We start from the raw sequence: 20,332 nt of genomic DNA on the forward strand, positions 1-20,332 counted from the left end.
AAAAGAGCGAGAGCGTTACACCCGGCTTGGCCAGCTCATTGTAAACATACTCATAATCAGGGAGTCTTCTTCCCTCATTATTGCCTCTGTTTGGATAAAACAGATACTCGATATCTTTGTTGGAAAGAGTTTCTGGAATAGGCCATTCCAGAGAATGTGTTTCAGCAAGCTTCAGCACTTCTGAAACTGTGTTGCGTGAGCAGCATAAGCTGTTGGCAATAGATACATTGCTGAACTTCAGACTATGTAGTCTGATGATTTCTCGATAATCAGTCATGGTTATCGACCTCCTGTAATGAATTTACACATTTTTATGTGCATGGATTCATTATAGGTGATTGCACTATAGGGCGGAAATACTTGCTCTGAAATATCGGATTTAGGTGCTCTGAATTCCCGGAAAAAGTGCACTACTTAAATGGAATATACAGAACTTACAATCAAACATAATTTTATGTTTGGTGCAGTGATGATTGACCCTGAAAATTGCAAAGGATTTTTGGAAAGAGTTTTGCAAATAAAAATTGACCATGTAGAAGTTAGTTTAGAGAAAAGTATTGTATATCACCCGGAATATAAAGGAGTCAGGCTAGACGTATATGCAAAAGACGAAAGGAACACGAGGTATAACGTAGAGATGCAGGTGCTTCGCAGAGCAGCGTTAGGGAAACGCAGTCGCTATTATCAGAGTCAGATGGATATGGAGATTCTTTTGGCGGGCAGTGAATATGAAGATTTACCTGATAGTTATGTGATTTTTGTTTGTGATTTCGATCCGTTTGGAAAGAAAAAGTATGTTTATACTTTTCAGACACAGTGTAGGGAATCTGAAGAAACTGAGTTGGAAGACGGAAGAAATATTTTATTTCTAAGCACACATGGTGAAAATGAATCGGAAGTATCGAAAGAATTAGTGAGTTTTTTGAAGTTTGTAAAGGCGGATTTACAGGGAAGTGAAGAAGATTTTCACGATGTCTATGTCAAAAGACTTCAGGAGTTTATTCATCATGTAAAAGAAAATCGCAAAATGGAGGAACGTTTTATGGTTTTTGAAGAAATGCTGAGAGATGAACGAAAAGAAGGCAGAAAAGACGCCTTACATCAAATTGTAATGAAAATGTTTTTGCAGGGATTTGATGATGAAAAAATTATGGAGATCTGTGAGATTTCTAAAGAAGAATTAGAAAGTTATAAACAGGAAAAGTAAACGTTTTAATAGTTCTAAATGTCTGTATGACCATGATTTGAAAGTGAGCATACAGACATATCTGATAAACAATTCAATGCCGTTTCAGGCAAATATTCAATGAAAAGTAGAGGAATTCTATTCAATTCAAGTAACTTATGCTATAATTTTCCATGACTAAAACAAAAGAGAAGGAGCACGTGAATGAAAAAGGGAATATTTACAACACTCGTAGTATTTTGGTGTGGGCTTATTTTTTGGTTTTCGGCACAGCCGGCAGTGGAATCGGCAAAAATGAGTCACTCGGTAGGAAAGGTAATCGGGGAAGTGCTTGTCCCGGATTTTAAGACACTTTCTGCAGAGGAACAGGAAAAAATAGCGGAGAAAATAGATTATCCGATCAGAAAAACAGCACATACAATGGAGTATGCAGTTCTTGGAGGACTGCTTGTGCTGATGTACGGCAGTTATGGGATTATCGGTAAGAAAGGAATGGCGTACGGTATTTTGACAGGTGTGGCGTATGCAATGACAGATGAGATACATCAGTTGTTTGTTCCGGGAAGAAGTTGCCAGGTGACGGACGTTTTGATTGACAGTGCGGGAGTGCTTTTTGGAAGTGTTATTGGCGTATTGATTTTCATTTCTACAGTAAAACAGAGGAGAAGGTAATTTACCTACTCCTCTATTACATGAATTTCTAAATAATCAAAATCAATGGAATCTACAAAATTGTCCTGATAAAATCTTGCTTTATCATGTTTTTTAAATTCTGAGATTGTAGAGTCCAACCAAATCGGTTTACTCAAATCGAAGGCGTAACAGATTTCATCTAAAGCGTGAAATATTTTGTGTGTTCTTGTATCAGAAGAATCATCACAAATAACGGTATCCTGCAGCATTCGATTGTCTTTAAATATTTTTCCCCAAAGGCGAAACATCATTATTCCTCCGTTTATCTGTATGATAAAAAGGATTATAACATTTCAAGACTTGTTTTTCCAGTATATATGGTGTATTAATATAAAAGAAAAAGAAGGAAGAGGAGAAGGGAATGAACTGGTTAAAGAAAATATTAGATAAAATTTTTATTGATGGATTAAGTGGAATGGCACAGGGACTGTTTGCTACATTGATTGTAGGGACGATTGTGCAGCAGATAGGAACACTTGTCGGAGGAGAGACGGGAAATTATATTTTTCTTGTGGGAAAAGTGGCGGCATCGCTTACGGGAGCGGGCATTGGTGTGGGAGTGGCACATCGCTTTCAGGAGAGTTCGCTTGTTGTTTTGTCATCGGCGGCGGCCGGAATGATTGGAGGATATGCGGGAAATCTTTTGGCGGGAAGTATGGTTTCGGGAGGAAACGTTATACTGGCAGGGCCGGGAGAACCTCTCGGAGCATTTATTGCTGCGTTCATCGGTATTCAGGCAGGGCATTTGATATCGGGAAAGACGAAGATAGATATTTTGCTTACCCCAATCGTAACAATTGGAATTGGTGGAACAACCGGGATTTTGGTAGGACCGTCTATTTCCAAATTTATGATGGGATTGGGAGATATGATAAACTGGGGAACGGAGCAGCAGCCTCTGATTATGGGAATAGTTGTATCTGTTTTAATGGGAATGGCATTGACACTTCCGATTAGTTCGGCGGCGCTTGGCGTTATTTTAAATTTGAACGGACTGGCGGCAGGAGCGGCGACAGTAGGGTGCTGCTGCAATATGATTGGATTTGCGGTGGCAAGCTTTAGAGAGAATAAATTGGGCGGACTTTTGGCACAGGGAATCGGAACGTCTATGCTGCAGGTGCCTAACATTGTGAGAAATCCGCTTATCTGGCTTCCGGCTATTTTGTCCAGTGCGATTTTAGGACCTGTAGGGACAATTCTGCTAAAGATGACAAATAATGCTACGGGAGCAGGAATGGGAACGGCAGGCCTTGTAGGGCAGATTATGACGTGGCAGACGATGACGGCCGTGGAGTCTCCTACAATCGTTGTGATTAAGATTGTGGCGATACAGATTTTACTTCCGGCTATTGTTACTGTGTGTATTTCTGAATTTATGAGAAAAAAAGGCTGGATTAAGTCGGGAGATATGAAACTGGATTTATAAAACATGGGAGGATAAAGATGAGTACAGGGTTAATACATATTTATTGTGGAGATGGCAAAGGGAAAACAACGGCGGCGGTCGGACAGGCGGTGCGGTCTGCGGGCTATGGATACAAAGTACTGTTTTATCAGTTTCTTAAAAATAATAATTCCAGTGAGAGAAGGAGTTTGGAGCAGTTAGAAAATATTACCTGCATAAGAGGGCGTGATGAAGTGAAATTTTCTTTTCAGATGAGTGAGGAAGAAAAGAAAGAAATCCGCAGTTATCACAGGGAACAGTTGAGAATGCTGAGGAATGAAGTGCCAAACTATGATGTCCTGATTTTGGACGAGGCGGTATGTGTCACGGGAATCGGTTTGCTGGACGAGGAAGAACTCGTCTCTTTTTTGGAAAATAAGCCGAAAAAGTTAGAAGTTGTGCTGACGGGACATACAGTTTCGGACAGGATACTTCAGATGGCGGATTATGTGACGGAAATGAAAAAGGTAAAACACCCGTTTGACAGAGGAGTTCAGGCGAGAAAAGGGATTGAGATGTAACTATATATAAAAAAACTGTGAACTCTATGACAGCCATCGCATAGTATGATATACTGAGTAAAGTTGAGAAACTCTTCAGAAGCAGGAGGAGAAAGAGAATGCAGGAAGCAAGAGAAGCGATACAAAATTATGACGATGTAGACAGTTGGAAGACCGTCATGTTTTTATATAATTCCGCTTTGAAGGAAGTGGGAACGAAACTGGAGATTTTAAATGATGAGTTTAAGCATGTACACAGTTACAATCCGATAGAACATATTAAGACAAGGATTAAGACGCCGGAAAGTATCGTAAAGAAACTGAAACGGTACGGTTATGAGATTTCCATTGACAATATGATACGCTATATTAATGATATTGCGGGAGTGCGTCTTATCTGTTCTTTTACGTCAGACATATACCGGCTGGCAGCAATGATAGGAAATCAGAGCGATTTGAAGGTATTGACAATTAAAGATTATATCAAGAATCCGAAAGACAGCGGGTATAAGAGTTACCACATGCTTGTTTCGGTACCTATTTTTTTGTCTGACAGTGTTGTAAATACGAAGGTAGAGATACAAATCAGAACAATCGCAATGGATTTTTGGGCGAGTCTGGAGCATAAGATTTATTATAAATTTGAGGGAAATGCACCGGAATATATCAGCAGAGATCTGAAGGACTGTGCGGATATGGTATCCATGCTTGATGAGAAGATGTTATCGTTGAATAATGCGATTTTGGAATGTGTAAAACAAAAAAATGAAGAAGAAAACAGGAAGGAAGCCCCTAAGGTAACAAGTCAGGATACAGCGAAACTGGGGGTTGCCGATTAGAAACATACAGGGGGAAAGGAATGGAGAAAGAGAATAAAAAACGGGGAATGGAACAGATGCTCTATACTGTTTTGGGCGGATTTCTGTTTGCATTCGGAGTGAATCTGATTATTATGCCGATGAATCTTTATAATGGCGGTTTTATGGGAGTGGCGCAGTTGTTGCGTACTTTTGTTGTGAGTGTACTGCATATAGATTTGGGCAGTTTTGATTTGGCCGGTATTATTTATTATATGATCAACATACCGCTGATGTATTTGGCATGGAAGAATATTGGAAAAGGATTTTTTGTCAGGACGATTATATCGGTCACTTTGCAGAGTGTATTTTTAACGTTGATTCCGATTCCGAAGGAGCCTCTCATTTCAGACATGCTGACAGCGTGTATTATAGGCGGACTTATATCCGGCTGCGGTACGGGATTGCTTCTTCGGGGAGGAAGTTCCGGAGGAGGACAGGATATTATCGGTGTTATCTGTGCAAAGAAATACCCGGGATTTAGCGTGGGTAAAATCGGTATGCTGATGAACGTAGGAGTATATGGAATATGTCTTCTAATGTTTGACGTGGAGATTGTAGTATACTCACTTATTTATACAACGGTATTATCACTTACGATTGACCGCATTCATATTCAGAATATTAATACGAGTGTAATGATTTTTACAAAACAGCCGGGAGTTGCGAAAGCCATTATGGAAGAGACCGGAAGAGGCGTAACAAACTGGAAAGGTGTGGGAGCATACACCAATGAAAATACGGAAGTACTTTCCGTTGTAATTTCAAAGTATGAAGTAAACCAGATCAAAAGAATTGTGCAGAGAATAGATGAAAATGCTTTTATGATATTTAATGAGGGTTCTTATGTAATAGGAAATTTTGAAAAGAGACTTTAAAGAGTTAAAAGAAAAGGTTCTAAACGTTATCATTTGGATAAGGTTTGGAACCTTTTTCTTTTTTAGATATGCCTATATAACTTTACATACATTTAACATAGTTTACGTTTTAGATTTAACATAACTTCGATAATATATTACCTGTGAAGAAGATATTCAGAATAAAAGGAGAGAATAAAAAGATGAAATTAAGAAAATTATTGGCAATAACAGCAATTACAACAATGGCAATTGTATCTGCAGCAGGTTGCGGAAGTAGTGATAAGAAAGAATATGGAAAGAAAGCGGAAGGCTGGGATTCTGCAAATGATATTTCGGTAGTTTCAAGAGAAGACGGCTCAGGAACAAGAGGAGCGTTCATCGAATTGTTTGGCATAGAAGAAAAAGATGCAAGTGGAGAGAAAGTGGATAACACAACAGAAGAAGCGAGTGTTACAAATAGTACATCAGTTATGATGTCCACTGTGGAAGGAAATGAATATGCTATCGGATATGTATCTCTTGGTTCTTTAAATGACACAATTAAATCCGTAAAAATTGACGGCGCTGAAGCGACAGCGGAAAACATTAAATCAGGTACATACAAAATTTCAAGACCGTTTAACATTGTAACAAAAGATAAAGTAAGTGATGTGGCACAGGATTTCATCAACTACATCATGAGTCCGGAAGGTCAGAAAGTTGTTGAAGAAGCAGGATGTATTCCAATGGACGATGTAAAAGAATACAAATCAAACGGCGCAACAGGTAAAATTGTTATCGGTGGTTCTTCATCAGTATCGCCTGCAATGGAAAAATTAAAAGAAGCATATACAGCATTAAATCCGAAAGCGGAAATCGAAATCCAGACAAGTGATTCGACAACAGGTGTGACATCAACAATCGATGGAGTTTTCGATATCGGAATGGCATCAAGAGAAATAAAAGACAGTGAACTTTCTAAAGGAATCAAACCTACGGTAATCGCATTAGACGGAATCGCAGTAATCGTCAACAACAACAGTGAGGTAGAAGAGTTGACAAGCGAACAGGTGAAAGATATTTTTACCGGTGAACTGTTAACTTGGGACGAGGTAGTAAAATAATATGAAAAAAGCATGGAAAGAAAAGTTCATGCGGGGAGTGTTCTTCACTGCCGCCGGTGCCTCGGTACTGGCGGTAGCTCTCATTTGTATTTTTTTATTTGCAAATGGAGTTCCTGCAATGAAAGAAATCGGATTTGGTGATTTTCTTCTGGGAGAGAAATGGAAACCGGGAAATGACATTTACGGAATTTTCCCAATGATTATCGGAAGTATTTATGTGACGGTCGGTGCAATCGTAATCGGAGTGCCGATCGGAATTTTGACTTCTATATTTATGGCAAAATATTGTCCAAAGAAAATTTATCCTTTTTTAAAAGGAGCGACAGAATTATTGGCGGGTATTCCGTCGGTTGTATATGGATTTTTCGGTTTGGTCGTTATCGTGCCGATTGTTCATGAGATATGTTTAGATTTGAGAAGAGCGGGTATTTTGGAACGCTCAGGAGATGGAAAAAGTATACTTACGGCATCTATTTTGTTGGGTATGATGATTTTACCGACAATTATCGGTGTGACGGAATCTGCTATCCGCGCGGTTCCCGATCAATACTATGAAGGCGCACTGGCGCTTGGCGCGACTCACGAGAGAAGTATTTTCAGAGTTGTTCTTCCGGCGGCAAAATCGGGAGTTTTGGCCGGAGTCATTCTCGGTATCGGACGCGCCATAGGAGAGACGATGGCAGTAATTGTGGTAGCGGGAAATCAGCCGAGGCTGCCGGAAGAAATTACACAGGGTGTGAGAACGCTGACTGCAAACATCGTAATGGAAATGGGATATGCGACAGATTTGCACAGAGAGGCGTTGATTGCAACGGCAGTTGTTCTGTTTGTGTTTATTTTAATTATCAACTTATGCGTATCAATATTAAACAGGAGGTCACGCAATGTCTAGATGGAAAAATAAATTACGTTCGTATTTAAAAACACCGGCCTCCTTTATAACTATGCTTTTAGTTATGTTGTCGGCGCTGATTACTTTTACGATATTATTGTTTTTGATTGCCTATATTTTAATTAAAGGTATTCCGCATTTGACAACGGATTTGTTTGCGCTGAAATATACAAGTGACAACGGTTCGCTTATGCCTGCGCTGCTCAATACTTTATTTATGACGGCTCTGTCTCTTATTATTGCGGTACCGCTGGGGATTTTTTCAGCGATATTCTTAGTGGAATATTCGGGGAAGGGAAATAAATTTGTGGAAGTGATCCGCATTACAACGGAGACGCTATCAGGAATACCTTCTATTGTATATGGGTTGTTCGGTATGCTGTTCTTTGTATCGACTCTGAAATGGGGATATTCCCTTCTTTCGGGGGCGTTTACGCTGGCAATTATGATTTTGCCTCTTATTATGAGAACAACGGAAGAAGCGTTGAAATCTGTTCCGGACACATACAGAGAGGGAAGTTTAGGTCTCGGTGCGGGAAAATTGAGAACAGTATTTCGTGTTGTCCTTCCAAGCGCCGTTCCGGGTATTTTAGCGGGAGTTATTCTTGCTGTCGGAAGAATTGTGGGAGAGACGGCAGCGTTGATTTATACGGCGGGAACCGTACCGGAAGTTGCGGCAAATCCGATGGATTCGGGAAGAACACTTGCAGTACATATGTATAACCTGTCAAATGAAGGATTGTTTATGGATAAGGCGTATGCGACAGCGGTTGTTCTGCTTGTCATGGTAGTTGGAATTAACTGGTTATCCGGATTTATAGCAAAGAAGATTACGAAAGGAAGAAGCAATGAGTAAAATAAGTATTCAGAACTTAGATTTACATTACGGAGATTTTAAAGCATTAAAAAATGTAAATTTAGAGATAGAGAAAAATAAAATCACGGCATTTATCGGGCCGAGTGGTTGTGGAAAATCCACTTTATTAAAATCATTAAATCGAATGAACGATTTGGTGGAGGGCTGTAAAATAGACGGCAAAATTTTGCTGGACGGAGAGGATATTTACGGAAGAATGGACGTAAACTTACTCCGCAAAAGAGTGGGAATGGTATTCCAAAAGCCGAATCCGTTTCCAATGAGCATTTATGACAATATTGCTTTCGGTCCCAGAACTCATGGGATTCGCTCAAAATCTAAATTAGATGATATTGTGGAAAAATCACTTCGCGATGCGGCAATTTGGGAAGAAACAAAAGATCGTCTGAAAAAAAGTGCGCTTGGAATGTCAGGCGGGCAGCAGCAGAGACTTTGCATTGCAAGAGCGTTGGCGGTACAGCCGGAAGTCCTCCTTATGGACGAACCGACATCTGCGTTAGACCCAATTTCTACATCGAAAATAGAAGACCTTGCGATAGAATTGAAAAAAGATTATACTATTGTCATGGTTACCCACAATATGCAGCAGGCAGTGCGTGTATCGGACAATACGGCATTTTTCCTTCTCGGAGAAGTGATAGAATATAATAACACAGAAAAACTGTTTTCTATACCGTCTGACAAACGGACGGAAGACTATATTACGGGGAGGTTTGGTTAAATATGAGAAACAAATTCGATATGCAGTTGGATAAAATGAACGAGATGCTTATACAGATGGGGGAACTTTGTGAAAAAGCGATTGCAAATGCAACAAAGGCGGTAGCAGACGGCAATCTCGAGATGGCAAAGATTGTTATCGGTGAAGATGAAGAGATTGACCAGATGGAGAAAGACATTGAAAGACTTTGTCTGAAACTGCTTTTACAGCAGCAGCCGGTTGCAAAAGATTTGCGTCAGATTTCGGCAGCGCTAAAAATGATTACGGATATGGAACGTATCGGTGACCAGGCATCAGATATAGCGGAGATTCTTTTATCTGCCAATGAGAGTGAAGCGGCACCGATTCCTTATCTGACGGAAATGGCGGCGGCCACAAGTAAGATGGTAACAAAAAGTGTGCAGGCCTTCGTGGAAAAAGATTTGGAACTCACAAGAAAAGTTATTCTTGCAGATGATACGGTAGATGAGTTGTTCGATAAAGTAAAAGAAAAACTGGTTTCGTTTTTGGCGAAAAATGACAACTCAGGGGAGAGAGCGATTGATATGCTTATGATTGCAAAATATTTGGAACGTATTGGAGATCATGCTACAAATATTGCTGAGTGGGTTGAATTTTCCATTACAGGAGTACACCGAGAGCAAAAGGAACATGAAAAGGTAAGGAGAACAGAATGATATATTGTGTAGAAGACGATAGTAACATTCGCGAACTGGTTGTATATACATTGGAATCTACGGGCATGAAAGCGCGGGGATTTGAAGATGGCAGAAAATTTACGGAAGCTTTGGCGTTTGAAACGCCAGAGCTTGTTTTGCTTGATATTATGCTTCCGGGAGAAGACGGCATTGAGATTTTAAAGAAATTGCGGAATAATGCAAAGACAAAAAATATTCCTGTAATTATGGTAACGGCAAAAGGTTCGGAATATGACAAAGTAGTTGGTTTGGATACAGGGGCTGATGATTATATTACGAAGCCGTTCGGCATGATGGAACTTGTCTCCAGAATTAAAGCCGTTTTGAGAAGAACAACGCGTGAGAAGGAAGAGACGAAGTACCAGATTGGAAATCTTGTTATTGATGTGGAGAAACATAAGGTAAAAGTAGACGGAAAATCAGTCACACTGACATTGAAAGAGTTTGAACTGCTGGAAAAACTGATGAAAAACCGGCATATTGTCCTGACAAGAGACAGGCTGTTGGAAGAAATTTGGGGATATGATTTCAGCGGAGAAACAAGAACGGTAGACGTGCATGTGCGTACACTGCGTCAGAAACTGGGAGATGCCGGAGAACTTATTGAAACGGTAAGAGGTGTCGGATATCGGATTGGAGGAGACAATGAAGAGTAGAATACAGAGGAGCATGGTACTTATCCTTTGCATCACCCTTTTGGCAACATACTCTTTATTGGCGGTAGTTGTCTATAACCAATCTTTTTTGAATTTACAGGAAGAAGTGCAACAGGAGGCAGATTATATAAAAGCTGCAATTGATATTTCGGGGGAACAATATTTGCGAGCGATGGACAATGTGCGGCAAAAAGCGAGAGTTACGGTTGTGCGTCCGAATGGAACGGTAACATATGATTCGGGGGCAGGACAGGAAAAACTGGAAAATCATAGAGAACGTAAAGAAATAAAAGAGGCATTACGGAACGGCAAGGGAAGCGATTTCAGAAAATCGGACACGACAAAGGAACGCTCAATATATTATGCGATACAGTTGGAAAATGGAAATGTACTTCGTGTGGCGAGAACTGTGGATAATGTATGGCCGATGCTGTTGAATGTGTTTCCGTATATGGCAGGAATCAGTATTTTAATGATGGGAATAGCGTTTCTTTTGGCAAAATGGCAGACGGCAAGGCTGATTCGTCCGATAAATGAATTGAACCTAGAAGAACCTTTGGAAAATGAGGTATATGAGGAATTGCAGCCCCTGCTTGAAGGTCTTGATAAAAGAAACAGGGAAAAAGAAGCGGTTGCGCAGATGAGAAAAGAATTTTCGGCAAACGTTTCTCATGAGTTAAAGACACCTCTGACTTCCATATCAGGCTATGCCGAGATTATGAAAAGCGGTCTTGTAAAACCGGAGGATATGCAGAACTTTTCCGAGAGAATTTATATGGAAGCGAGCCGATTGATTACCCTTGTGGAGGATATTATTAAATTATCTAAGTTGGACGAGGGAAAAGTGGAATTGGAAAAAGAAGATGTAGATTTGTATACACTGTGCCGTGAAGTGTGCAGCAGATTGTCGCTGCAGGCAGAGAAAAAGAAAGTAAAAATTGAAGTAATGGGAGAACCTGTTGTTTATCGGGGGATACGACAGATTTTGAGTGAAATGATTTATAATCTTTGTGAAAACGGTATTAAATATAATGTGGAGGGCGGAAAACTTACTGTTTGGGCAGGAAATACACTGCAGGGGAGAAAGATAATTATAACGGATACGGGAATCGGTATTCCTAAGGAGGCTCAAGAACGAATTTTTGAACGTTTCTATCGAGTGGACAAAAGCCATTCAAAACAGAGTGGAGGAACGGGACTTGGTCTTTCGATTGTAAAACATGGGGCAATGTTACATCATGCGGAAGTGCAGGTAAAAAGTGAAGAGGGAAAAGGAACAACGATGGAGATTGTCTTTAAATAAAAAAAGCGGACACGTCCGCTTTTTTTATACTTTATTCTTCTACGAATACGTCTTTTCCAAGTCCGCAGATTGGGCATACCCAATCATCAGGAATATCTTCAAATGCTGTTCCAGGTGCGATTCCTCCATCTGGATCGCCAAGTTCCGGATCATATACGTACCCACAAGGTTCACATACATATTTTTTCATTGTTATTACCTCCTATACAAATAATACTCTTTTATTTTAACATATTTTTTTCAAAATAAAAGTATTGTATTCATAAAAAGTTAGTGATATGGTAAAAAAGTATGGGATTTTAGTTCTAGTGATGTGAGGTATAAAGAATGAAGAAAAAAAGAGACAAGATATTTTTCTGGATATGCATTATTATCTGCATTTGCTGTGTGGGATATATCGCTTACTACTATATGCAAAAGGCAGACAGTAAGAAGGATTATAAAGAAGTAAAGAAAAAGGTAATAAAAGAAGAAACACAGAATGAAGAAAAAGATGTGATTCCAATAGATTTTGCGGAACTAAAGAAAGTAAATGATGAGATATATGCGTGGATTCAAGTGCCGGATACAAATATAGATTACCCGATTTTACAGAGTAAAACAGACGATGCGTTTTATCTGGACCATGCGTTTGACAAGAAATATGATGTGTTTGGTTCCGTGTTTACCGAGAGAATCAATGCGAAGGATTTCACGGATTTTAACACGGTTATTTATGGTCATAACATTAAGGATGGTTCATTTTTCCAAAATCTGCACAAATTTGAAGAAGAAGCGTTTTTTAATAATCATGACACGTTTACCATTTATACCGAGACAGAAAAGAAAACATATAAAATTTTTGCGGCGGTAGAATACAGCAGCAAGCATATTTTATATAATTATGACAATGAAAGTCCGGAGGAAAGAAAAGCATTTCTTCAGTCTCTCAGAGAGTCAAGAAGTATGAAGAACCATTACAGAGATGATGTGAAAGTGGACGAGAACAGTAAAATTGTCACGCTCAGCACATGTATTCGTTGGGAACCTAAGAAGAGATATATTGTAGCCGGAGTGGAAGTGGAATAAAATCGGTCTAAAAATCATTTTTCCGCATATAGTAGATATGTGCGAGGTGATGATATGACAGAGAAAAAAAGAACGGTATTAGCGACAGTTTTAGTTTTATATGTTTTTGAAATGATCCTGTTAAAGTTTCGAGGCGGGGACATGCTGTTTGGCAATATGATTTTTATGTTTCCGATAGGTGTGATTCTTCCTAAGTTATGGGAGAGGTGCAAAGAGAGAAAAAAACTAATCGGCGGGGGAATTGTTTTCAACATTATTTTAGAACTGATTCAATTGTCAGGAGGCGGGGAAATACATATTTTTTATGCCGTGTCAACAGGAATGGCAGGGCTTCTGCTTGGATATGCGGGATACTATATAAGTGAAAAGACTTGACCAAAACTCTATAGGGGTATTATATTTAATATGGACATGCATAAAATTCAGACAGTAGAGATAAAAATACGAAGAAAGGGAGAAAACGGTTTCGTTTTTGAGAGTGATACAAATGAAAAAGTTATTAATTATAGGTGCCGGCGGTTTCGGACATATGATTAAAGAAACAGCAGCAGAATTAGGCTATGAGGAAATAGTTTTTTTAGATGATGCGGTAAAAGGGGCAGATGTAATCGGAAAATGTTGTGATTATCAGGCGTTTCTCAGTGAGTATGATACGGCGGTAGCAGGGCTTGGGGACAATGGCATGCGTCTGTACTGGACAGAGAAACTGGCGGAGGCAGGATATAATGTGCCGGCGGTTATTCACCCTTCAGCGGTGGTAAGTCCAAGCGCCAAAATCGGACAGGGAAGTTTCGTTATGCAAAGAGCCGTAGTCAACACAAACGTAGTAATCGAAGATGGTGTTTTGGTGAACAGCGGTGCGGTAGTGGACCATGATTCCTATGTGGCGAGCGGAGCGCATATCGGACTTGGAAGTGTGGTAAAGGCAAACTGCACAATCAATAAGAAGAAAAAAGTGGAAGCCGGAGAGGTTGTATTTTCTACAAGAAGAAAAATTGACGGGGTTGATAATCTGAACTTAGAAGATGCGTTGTATGCTTTCGGTTTCGGACCGCAGTGCAGTTATGTAAAACCTTTCGGTGAAGGTCACATTAATGAAACATATGCAGTATATATGCCGGGCGAAGAGGGAGATGAATTCTGCTATATTTTACAGAGAGTAAACAGCAATGTATTTAAAGATCCCGCAGGCGTAATGGAAAATATTTTTAATGTAACGGAATATCTGCGCAATGTAATCAGAGAAGAGGGAGGAGACCCGGACAGAGAAACTTTGTGTGCAATTAAGACAAAAGACGGTTCAACTTATTTTGAGGACAGCGAAGGTCAGCCGTGGAGAAGTTATCACTATATTCCAAACTCTGTCTGTTATCAGTTGGTGGAAGAACCGGAGCAGTTTTATCAGTCAGGAAACAGTTTCGGACATTTCCTAAAACAGTTGGGACAATATCCGGCATCTGATTTGAATGAGACAATCCCGGATTTCCATAATACGGTAAAACGTTTTGAAGCGTTTGCATTTGCGTTAAAACGTGATATTAAAAACAGGGCGGTTTCCTGTCGTCCGGAAATCTCATTTGTTTTGGACAGAAAAGAGGATTGCGGCGTATTAGTCAAACAGCAGGAGGAGGGTGTTCTTCCTTTAAGGGTAACGCATAATGACACAAAATTGAATAATATTTTGTTCGATGCCGAAACAGGAAAAGGTTTGTGTATTATTGATTTAGACACAATTATGCCGGGACTTGCAGCGAATGATTTTGGAGATTCCATTCGATTTGGGGCAGCAACTGCAGCGGAAGATGAGAAGAATTTAGATTTGATGCATTTTGATATTTCCCTGTATGAAACATATGTAAAAGGTTATTTGGAGGCGACAAAAGATGTTCTGACACCGGAAGAAGTTGCGAGTCTTCCGTGGGGAGCAAGGTTGATGACACTGGAATGTGGAATTCGTTTCCTGACAGATTACTTACAAGGGGATACTTATTTTAAGACAGCGTATCCGGAACATAATTTGGTGCGTGCACGTACGCAATTCAGACTGGTTGATGAAATGGAACAGCAGTTTGACAAAATGCAGGAATTAGTACGGAAATATTGCTAAAAAGTAGTGAGATTCCCACGGAAATCAGGAAGAAAATCTGATTTTCGTGGGAATTTTTTGGGTTTTGATGGGAGATTTGTATAAGAGTATTGGGAATACTATAGAAAAAATTGGAAAAATATGCTAGATTATATGTAATGCCATTTCAGTTCAAATATTTGTTTGAACTGAAAAATAAATAAGAGGAGGAAAAAGAAAGGTAAAATGAAAATGAAAAGAAAATATGCGAAAAGTATATTGAGTGGTGCATTGGCAGTTGTATTGGCAGCAACGGCAGTGCCTTTTCCGGAAGTGTCTTCTGTGAAGGCAGCGTCCATAGAGACAGAACAGGCTCCGATGCAGATTCGATTTGATGAACCTCTGTCAAAAGGTAAATTGACGGGTGGTTCAGGCAGCTTTACAAATGGAGGCAGTGAGACAGACTGGTGGCAGCAGTTATCACTTCCGATTGGTAACTCATATATGGGAGCAAATGTATATGGGGAAGTGGGAAAAGAACATTTGACATTTAACCATAAGACATTGTGGAATGGCGGACCGACGGCAGATAAACCACATACAGGAGGGAATATTAACAAAGTCGGTGACAAGTCCATGGCGGCATATTTGGAATCCGTACAGCAGGCATTTTTGGACGGGAAAAGCAATGCGTCAGAGATGTGTAATCAGTTAATTGGTCAGAATACGCGAGAATATGGAGCTTATCAGGGCTGGGGCGACATCTATCTTGATTTCGACAGAGAAAGTGCGAAGGAAGATGCGACTATTATCAGTGATAAGAGCGACAAGATTAAATATGGACAAGGCTGGGGAGAATGGTCACAGCCTACATGGGAAGCTGGCTCAGAACATTATGCGATGAATCCGGCGAAACTGGAAGTAGAGTTTGAAGGAACAGGAATCCAGATGATTGGTGTCCAGTATATCGACATGGGAGATTTTACTGCAACCGTAGACGATAAAAAAACAGTTTCAGGCAGCATGTACTCGGATACAAAGAAAGAGGGTGTTGTACTGTTTGAAATTTCAGGACTGGAACACGGAAAGCATAAGTTAGTTTTTGAATCTAAGAGAGATAAAAGTGGAAAATCAAAAACATCTTTTGACTATTTTAAAGTGTTAGAGGGAGAAACGATTGACTGGAATCCGCAGAAGACAACCGATAAGGTGACGTTTACAGGCGGCTGGGAACGCTGGGACAGAAGCAGTGATTCAGATGCAAACCAGTGGTTTGGTAAAGATGAAGTATTTATTGCTCCGTCAGAAGCGGAAGGGGCAACATTGACCTGTAAATTTACGGGAACAGGTTTTGAACTGTTTGGGGCAAAAAGTAATCAGGTTGGAAAATTCAAGTATCAGATTGATGATGGCGAATGGAAAGAAGTGAACACATACGCCGGTACGTTTGCAAGACAGAGTCTGTTGAAAGTGAACGGGTTGGAGAAGAAAGAACATACATTGACAATCAAAGGAATTAAAGATAATAAACTTTCTTTTGACGGTATTGTGACAACAATGGACGAATCTAAGCCGGAACATACGGAAGCGACAAACTATGAGAGAACGCTTGATATTGATTCAGCGCTTGCGACAGTATCCTTTGACAGAGATTATACACATTATTACAGAGAGTATTTTGCAAGTTATCCGGACAATGTCATTGCAATGAAGTTGACTGCGGAAGCGCTTAAAGATTCTCAAAAGGAAATGAAACCATTGGAATTTGAAGTGAGTTTTCCTGTAGATCAGCCTTCAGACGCATCACTCGGAAAAGAAGTGAAATATGAGGCGACTGAAGACGGGACAATTATCGTATCCGGACATATGAAAGATAACGGACTTCTGTTTAACGGAAGATTGAAAGTTGTCGCAAAAGACGGTAAAGTTGAGCCGGTAGCGAAGAAAGAAGGAACACTTCTTGTATCCGGCGCTACAGAAGTTTATATTTATGTGACAGCAGATACGGATTATGAGATGACATATCCAAAATACCGTACAGGTGACACTGCGGAAGAACTTGCTGCTCAAGTAAAAACAGTATTGGACAATGCAGTGAAAAAAGGATATAAGACAGTAAAAGATGATGCGGCAGCAGATTACAAAGCGATTTATGACCGTGTAAAATTAGATTTGGGACAGGGTACATATAAGAAAACAACAGATGAATTGATTGCATCATATAAGAGTAATAAAGCCGGTGCGGAAGAAAAAGCATATTTAGAAGCAATTTTATTCCAGTACGGACGATACCTTCAGATTTCCTCTACAAGAGAAGGAGATAGACTCCCGGCAAACTTACAGGGAGTATGGTTAGACTGTACAGGAAAAGCCAATTCTCCTGTTGCATGGGGAAGCGACTATCATATGAACGTCAATTTACAGATGAATTATTGGCCGACTTATGTGACAAATATGGCAGAATGCGCAGAGCCGATGATAAAATATATAGAAGGGCTTCGTGAGCCGGGACGAGTTACAGCGTCTACATATTTTGGAATTGATAATTCAAACGGACAGAAAAACGGTTTTACTGCAAATACACAGAACACACCGTTTGGTTGGACATGTCCGGGCTGGCAATTCTCTTGGGGCTGGTCTCCGGCAGCAGTTCCATGGATGCTTCAAAATGTGTATGAGGCATATGAGTATTCCGGAGATGTGAAAAAATTAGAAAAAGAAATTTTCCCAATGATGGAAGAACAGGCAAAATTCTATATGTCTGTCTTGAAAAAGGTAACAACTGCTGACGGTAAAGAACGTTATGTAACAATTCCGGCATATTCTCCGGAACATGGGCCATATACAGCAGGAAATGTATATGAAAATGTACTTGTATGGCAGTTATTTAACGATTGCATCGAGGCGGCAGATGCCATAAATGCAAATAAACCGGGAACTGTTCCTGAGAAACAGATTGCACAATGGAAAGAATACCGCGATGGATTAAAACCAATTGAAATTGGACAGAGCGGACAGATTAAAGAGTGGTATGATGAGACAACGCTCGGACATAATGCAAAAGGAAATATTCCTCAGTATCAGCAAGGACATCGTCATATGTCTCATTTATTAGGGGTATATCCCGGCGATTTAGTGACAGTTGATGATGAAAAGACTATGAATGCAGCAAAAGTATCCTTAAATGATCGTGGTGATAATGCTACAGGGTGGGGAATTGCACAGCGATTAAACACATGGGCAAGAACAGGTGATGGAAACCACGCATATAAGATTATAGATTCATTTATCAAAAACGGTATATATTCAAACCTTTGGGACGCACACCCACCATTCCAAATTGATGGAAATTTCGGATATACAAGCGGTGTGGCTGAAATGCTATTACAGTCAAATGCGGGATATATCAATTTACTTCCGGCAATGCCTGAGAATCAGTGGCAATCCGGTTCTGTCAGTGGATTAGTTGCAAGAGGAAACTTTGTTGTAAGCGAAAGTTGGGACAATGGTGAATTGACAGGCGCAACGATTACATCTAATAACGGCGGAACTTGTACAGTACAGGTAAATGGCTGGGAAAAGGTATTTGTACAGGATAGTGAAGGAAAGAAAGTTCCTGCAAAAGAGGTAGATGGCAAAACTGGAAGAATTACATTTGCAACAGAGGAAGGCAAAACATACTTCATAACTAAAACAGAAGGTGCGGTAGATTCGGCTACTGTAACATTTACAGCAGAAGGAAAAACAGTAAAAGAAGTTTCTATAGTGAAAGGTGAAACAATCGGAAATGAACTTCCGACAGCACCAGAAAAAGAAGGCTATACATTCAAAGGCTGGAATACTAAGGAAGATGGAAAAGGTGAAGTAGTAACAGAAAAAACAGTTGTAAATGCAGATATGACAATATATGCAATTTATGAAAAGAATGAAACACCGGAACCACAGCCAGAAGAAAAAATGGTAACATTTACAGCGGAAGGAAAATTAGTAAAAGAAGTTTCTATAGTGAAAGGTGAAACAATCGGAAATGAACTTCCGACAGCACCAGAAAAAGAAGGCTATACATTCAAAGGCTGGAATACTAAGGGAGATGGAAAAGGTGAAGTAGTAACAGAAAAAACAGTTGTAAATGCAGATATGACAGTATATGCAATTTACGAAAAGAATGAAACACCAGAACCACAGCCGGAAGAAAAAACGGTAATATTTACAGCGGAAGGGAAATTAGTAAAAGAAGTTTCTATAGTGAAAGGTGAAGCGATTGGAAATGAACTTCCAACGGCACCGGAAAAAGAAGGTTATACATTCAAAGGCTGGAATACTAAGGAAGACGGAAAAGGTGAAGTAGTGACAGAAAAAACAGTTGTAAATGCAAATATGACAGCATATGCAATTTATGAGAAAGTTCAAACACCAATAACTCCAACACCTGATAATAAGCCAACCACTAAACCGGATACTCATCCGACTCAAAAGCCGGATAATAAACCGGTTCAAAAACCTGATAATAAGCCGGTGAAAACAAGTGACACTGCAAATGTAGCGATACCATTTGCATTTATGTTAATAGCAGCAGCTACAGGAGTAATTGTTCTTGGTAAAAAAAGGAAAACAAAATAAAATCTGGTAAATAGAAAATAGGAGATACTGTGATGATAGTACACAGCATCTCCTGTTTTTGTTTGTCAGTGTGAAATTTTTATAGATGTGGAATAAAAAGTTGATTAGTGTTTACGTAATGATTCTAAATAGGTACAAACGATGCCATGTGCATAGTGAAGTAGAGAATATCGATGTTCCTGTAAACACCAATCGTAAGTAAGACCACGCTCTAAAGAAGCAATTTTTTCGCTGATTTCTGTATAAGATTCTGATGAAATAATTTCTCCTGAATCAAGGCCTTCTTTTACAAGTTGATTAAGAATTTGGTAATACCGACGTTTGGGGTTTAGGATGTATCTAGTGCCTTGTGTCATGACTTGAAGTCCATATAGTGTTTGAAAAAAAGAAATATATGGGGAATGCTCCAGGTTGCTCAAAATAAATTCATCGAATGTAATTAATTTGTCGACCGCACTTAAATTAGAAGGAAGAGATTTCAACCATTCGTCATAATCATTATCGAAGAAATAGGCAAGACTAAATATAAGATCTTCTTTTCCTCTGAAGTGATGATAAAAAGAACCTCTAGATGTTTGAGAACGTTCTATAATTTCATTAACAGTTGTTGCATCATATCCTTTTTCCAAAAATAATTCCCAGGTAGCGCTTATTAATTGTTCTTTTATAGTAGTGTTTATTGCTTTTTTTCTCATAAAATAAATATCCTTTATTACTCGTTATATTTCATTATTATATCACGAAAACCGTAAGGGATACAAGTCTTGACAGTTTATAAATAGATTGCTA

The 20,332-nt window shown here is 39.5% G+C and carries 20 protein-coding genes and 1 pseudogene; 17 read left to right on the forward strand and 4 right to left on the reverse strand.

Going from position 1 to position 20,332, the window contains the following annotated elements:
* Window positions 1-277 (reverse strand): annotated as a pseudogene (locus ACYQ35_RS00570) (IS21 family transposase); the annotation flags it as partial.
* Window positions 278-418: 141 nt separating this feature from the next.
* On the opposite strand from ACYQ35_RS00570, the gene ACYQ35_RS00575 reads away from it, so the two are divergent.
* Both ACYQ35_RS00575 and ACYQ35_RS00580 read left to right on the forward strand, forming a co-directional pair.
* On the forward strand, window positions 419-1,207 hold the full coding sequence (locus ACYQ35_RS00575) for an Rpn family recombination-promoting nuclease/putative transposase (RefSeq protein WP_459829121.1): 789 nt from the start codon (window positions 419-421) through the stop codon (window positions 1,205-1,207).
* A 183-nt stretch (window positions 1,208-1,390) separates the two neighbouring features.
* A complete protein-coding gene (locus ACYQ35_RS00580; protein WP_009462316.1) occupies window positions 1,391-1,858 on the forward strand; it encodes a VanZ family protein in 468 nt (155 codons plus the stop codon).
* A 5-nt stretch (window positions 1,859-1,863) separates the two neighbouring features.
* On the opposite strand, the gene ACYQ35_RS00585 is transcribed toward ACYQ35_RS00580, so the two are convergent.
* Complete coding sequence (locus ACYQ35_RS00585) at window positions 1,864-2,127, reverse strand: hypothetical protein (RefSeq protein WP_009462317.1); 264 nt, start codon at window positions 2,125-2,127, stop codon at window positions 1,864-1,866.
* A 113-nt stretch (window positions 2,128-2,240) separates the two neighbouring features.
* On the opposite strand from ACYQ35_RS00585, the gene ACYQ35_RS00590 reads away from it, so the two are divergent.
* From ACYQ35_RS00590 to ACYQ35_RS00640, 11 genes are all read left to right on the forward strand, one after another.
* On the forward strand, window positions 2,241-3,305 hold the full coding sequence (locus tag ACYQ35_RS00590) for a PTS transporter subunit IIC (protein ID WP_009462318.1): 1,065 nt from the start codon (window positions 2,241-2,243) through the stop codon (window positions 3,303-3,305).
* 17 nt (window positions 3,306-3,322) lie between these two features.
* Complete coding sequence (locus ACYQ35_RS00595; RefSeq protein ID WP_009462319.1) at window positions 3,323-3,844, forward strand: cob(I)yrinic acid a,c-diamide adenosyltransferase; 522 nt, start codon at window positions 3,323-3,325, stop codon at window positions 3,842-3,844.
* Between the two features lie 98 nt (window positions 3,845-3,942).
* On the forward strand, window positions 3,943-4,662 hold the full coding sequence (locus tag ACYQ35_RS00600) for a GTP pyrophosphokinase (protein WP_009462320.1): 720 nt from the start codon (window positions 3,943-3,945) through the stop codon (window positions 4,660-4,662).
* Between the two features lie 20 nt (window positions 4,663-4,682).
* Window positions 4,683-5,558 (forward strand): YitT family protein, encoded by an 876-nt coding sequence (locus tag ACYQ35_RS00605; protein ID WP_009462321.1) that lies wholly within the window; start codon window positions 4,683-4,685, stop codon window positions 5,556-5,558.
* A gap of 182 nt (window positions 5,559-5,740) precedes the next feature.
* Window positions 5,741-6,643 (forward strand): substrate-binding domain-containing protein, encoded by a 903-nt coding sequence (locus ACYQ35_RS00610; protein WP_009462322.1) that lies wholly within the window; start codon window positions 5,741-5,743, stop codon window positions 6,641-6,643.
* A 1-nt stretch (window position 6,644) separates the two neighbouring features.
* Complete coding sequence (gene pstC / locus ACYQ35_RS00615) at window positions 6,645-7,535, forward strand: phosphate ABC transporter permease subunit PstC (protein ID WP_459829129.1); 891 nt, start codon at window positions 6,645-6,647, stop codon at window positions 7,533-7,535.
* On the forward strand, window positions 7,528-8,391 hold the full coding sequence (gene pstA / locus ACYQ35_RS00620) for a phosphate ABC transporter permease PstA (RefSeq protein WP_459829132.1): 864 nt from the start codon (window positions 7,528-7,530) through the stop codon (window positions 8,389-8,391). Before pstC ends, pstA begins: the two co-directional genes overlap by 8 nt.
* Complete coding sequence (pstB, locus tag ACYQ35_RS00625) at window positions 8,384-9,133, forward strand: phosphate ABC transporter ATP-binding protein PstB (RefSeq protein WP_009462325.1); 750 nt, start codon at window positions 8,384-8,386, stop codon at window positions 9,131-9,133. Before pstA ends, pstB begins: the two co-directional genes overlap by 8 nt.
* 2 nt (window positions 9,134-9,135) lie before the next feature.
* Entirely contained in the window at window positions 9,136-9,810 is a 675-nt protein-coding gene (gene phoU, locus ACYQ35_RS00630; RefSeq protein WP_009462326.1) for a phosphate signaling complex protein PhoU, read from the forward strand.
* The gene (locus ACYQ35_RS00635) at window positions 9,807-10,487 is read left to right on the forward strand and encodes a response regulator (RefSeq protein ID WP_009462327.1); all 681 of its coding nucleotides are present in this window, start codon (window positions 9,807-9,809) and stop codon (window positions 10,485-10,487) included. Before phoU ends, ACYQ35_RS00635 begins: the two co-directional genes overlap by 4 nt.
* On the forward strand, window positions 10,477-11,790 hold the full coding sequence (locus ACYQ35_RS00640) for a sensor histidine kinase (RefSeq protein ID WP_459829138.1): 1,314 nt from the start codon (window positions 10,477-10,479) through the stop codon (window positions 11,788-11,790). The genes ACYQ35_RS00635 and ACYQ35_RS00640 overlap by 11 nt, the downstream gene beginning before the upstream one ends.
* A 31-nt stretch (window positions 11,791-11,821) precedes the next feature.
* Here ACYQ35_RS00640 and rd read toward each other — a convergent pair whose 3' ends face one another.
* Entirely contained in the window at window positions 11,822-11,980 is a 159-nt protein-coding gene (rd, locus tag ACYQ35_RS00645) for a rubredoxin (RefSeq protein ID WP_009462329.1), read from the reverse strand.
* Between the two features lie 137 nt (window positions 11,981-12,117).
* Here rd and srtB point away from each other — a divergent pair, with 137 nt between their 5' ends.
* From srtB to ACYQ35_RS00665, 4 genes are all read left to right on the forward strand, one after another.
* Window positions 12,118-12,858, forward strand: a complete 741-nt coding sequence (srtB, locus tag ACYQ35_RS00650) for a class B sortase (protein WP_009462330.1) — start codon at window positions 12,118-12,120, stop codon at window positions 12,856-12,858.
* A 54-nt stretch (window positions 12,859-12,912) separates the two neighbouring features.
* The gene (locus ACYQ35_RS00655; RefSeq protein ID WP_009462331.1) at window positions 12,913-13,233 is read left to right on the forward strand and encodes a VanZ family protein; all 321 of its coding nucleotides are present in this window, start codon (window positions 12,913-12,915) and stop codon (window positions 13,231-13,233) included.
* Window positions 13,234-13,345: 112 nt separating this feature from the next.
* Window positions 13,346-14,965 (forward strand): phosphotransferase, encoded by a 1,620-nt coding sequence (locus tag ACYQ35_RS00660; protein WP_459829145.1) that lies wholly within the window; start codon window positions 13,346-13,348, stop codon window positions 14,963-14,965.
* A 204-nt stretch (window positions 14,966-15,169) separates the two neighbouring features.
* Window positions 15,170-19,543, forward strand: a complete 4,374-nt coding sequence (locus tag ACYQ35_RS00665; protein WP_459829148.1) for a glycosyl hydrolase family 95 catalytic domain-containing protein — start codon at window positions 15,170-15,172, stop codon at window positions 19,541-19,543.
* A gap of 104 nt (window positions 19,544-19,647) precedes the next feature.
* Here ACYQ35_RS00665 and ACYQ35_RS00670 read toward each other — a convergent pair whose 3' ends face one another.
* Window positions 19,648-20,238, reverse strand: a complete 591-nt coding sequence (locus ACYQ35_RS00670) for a TetR/AcrR family transcriptional regulator (protein WP_459829151.1) — start codon at window positions 20,236-20,238, stop codon at window positions 19,648-19,650.
* Window positions 20,239-20,332: the final 94 nt, after the last annotated feature.

The sequence above is a fragment of the Faecalimonas hominis genome, assembly GCF_054660755.1.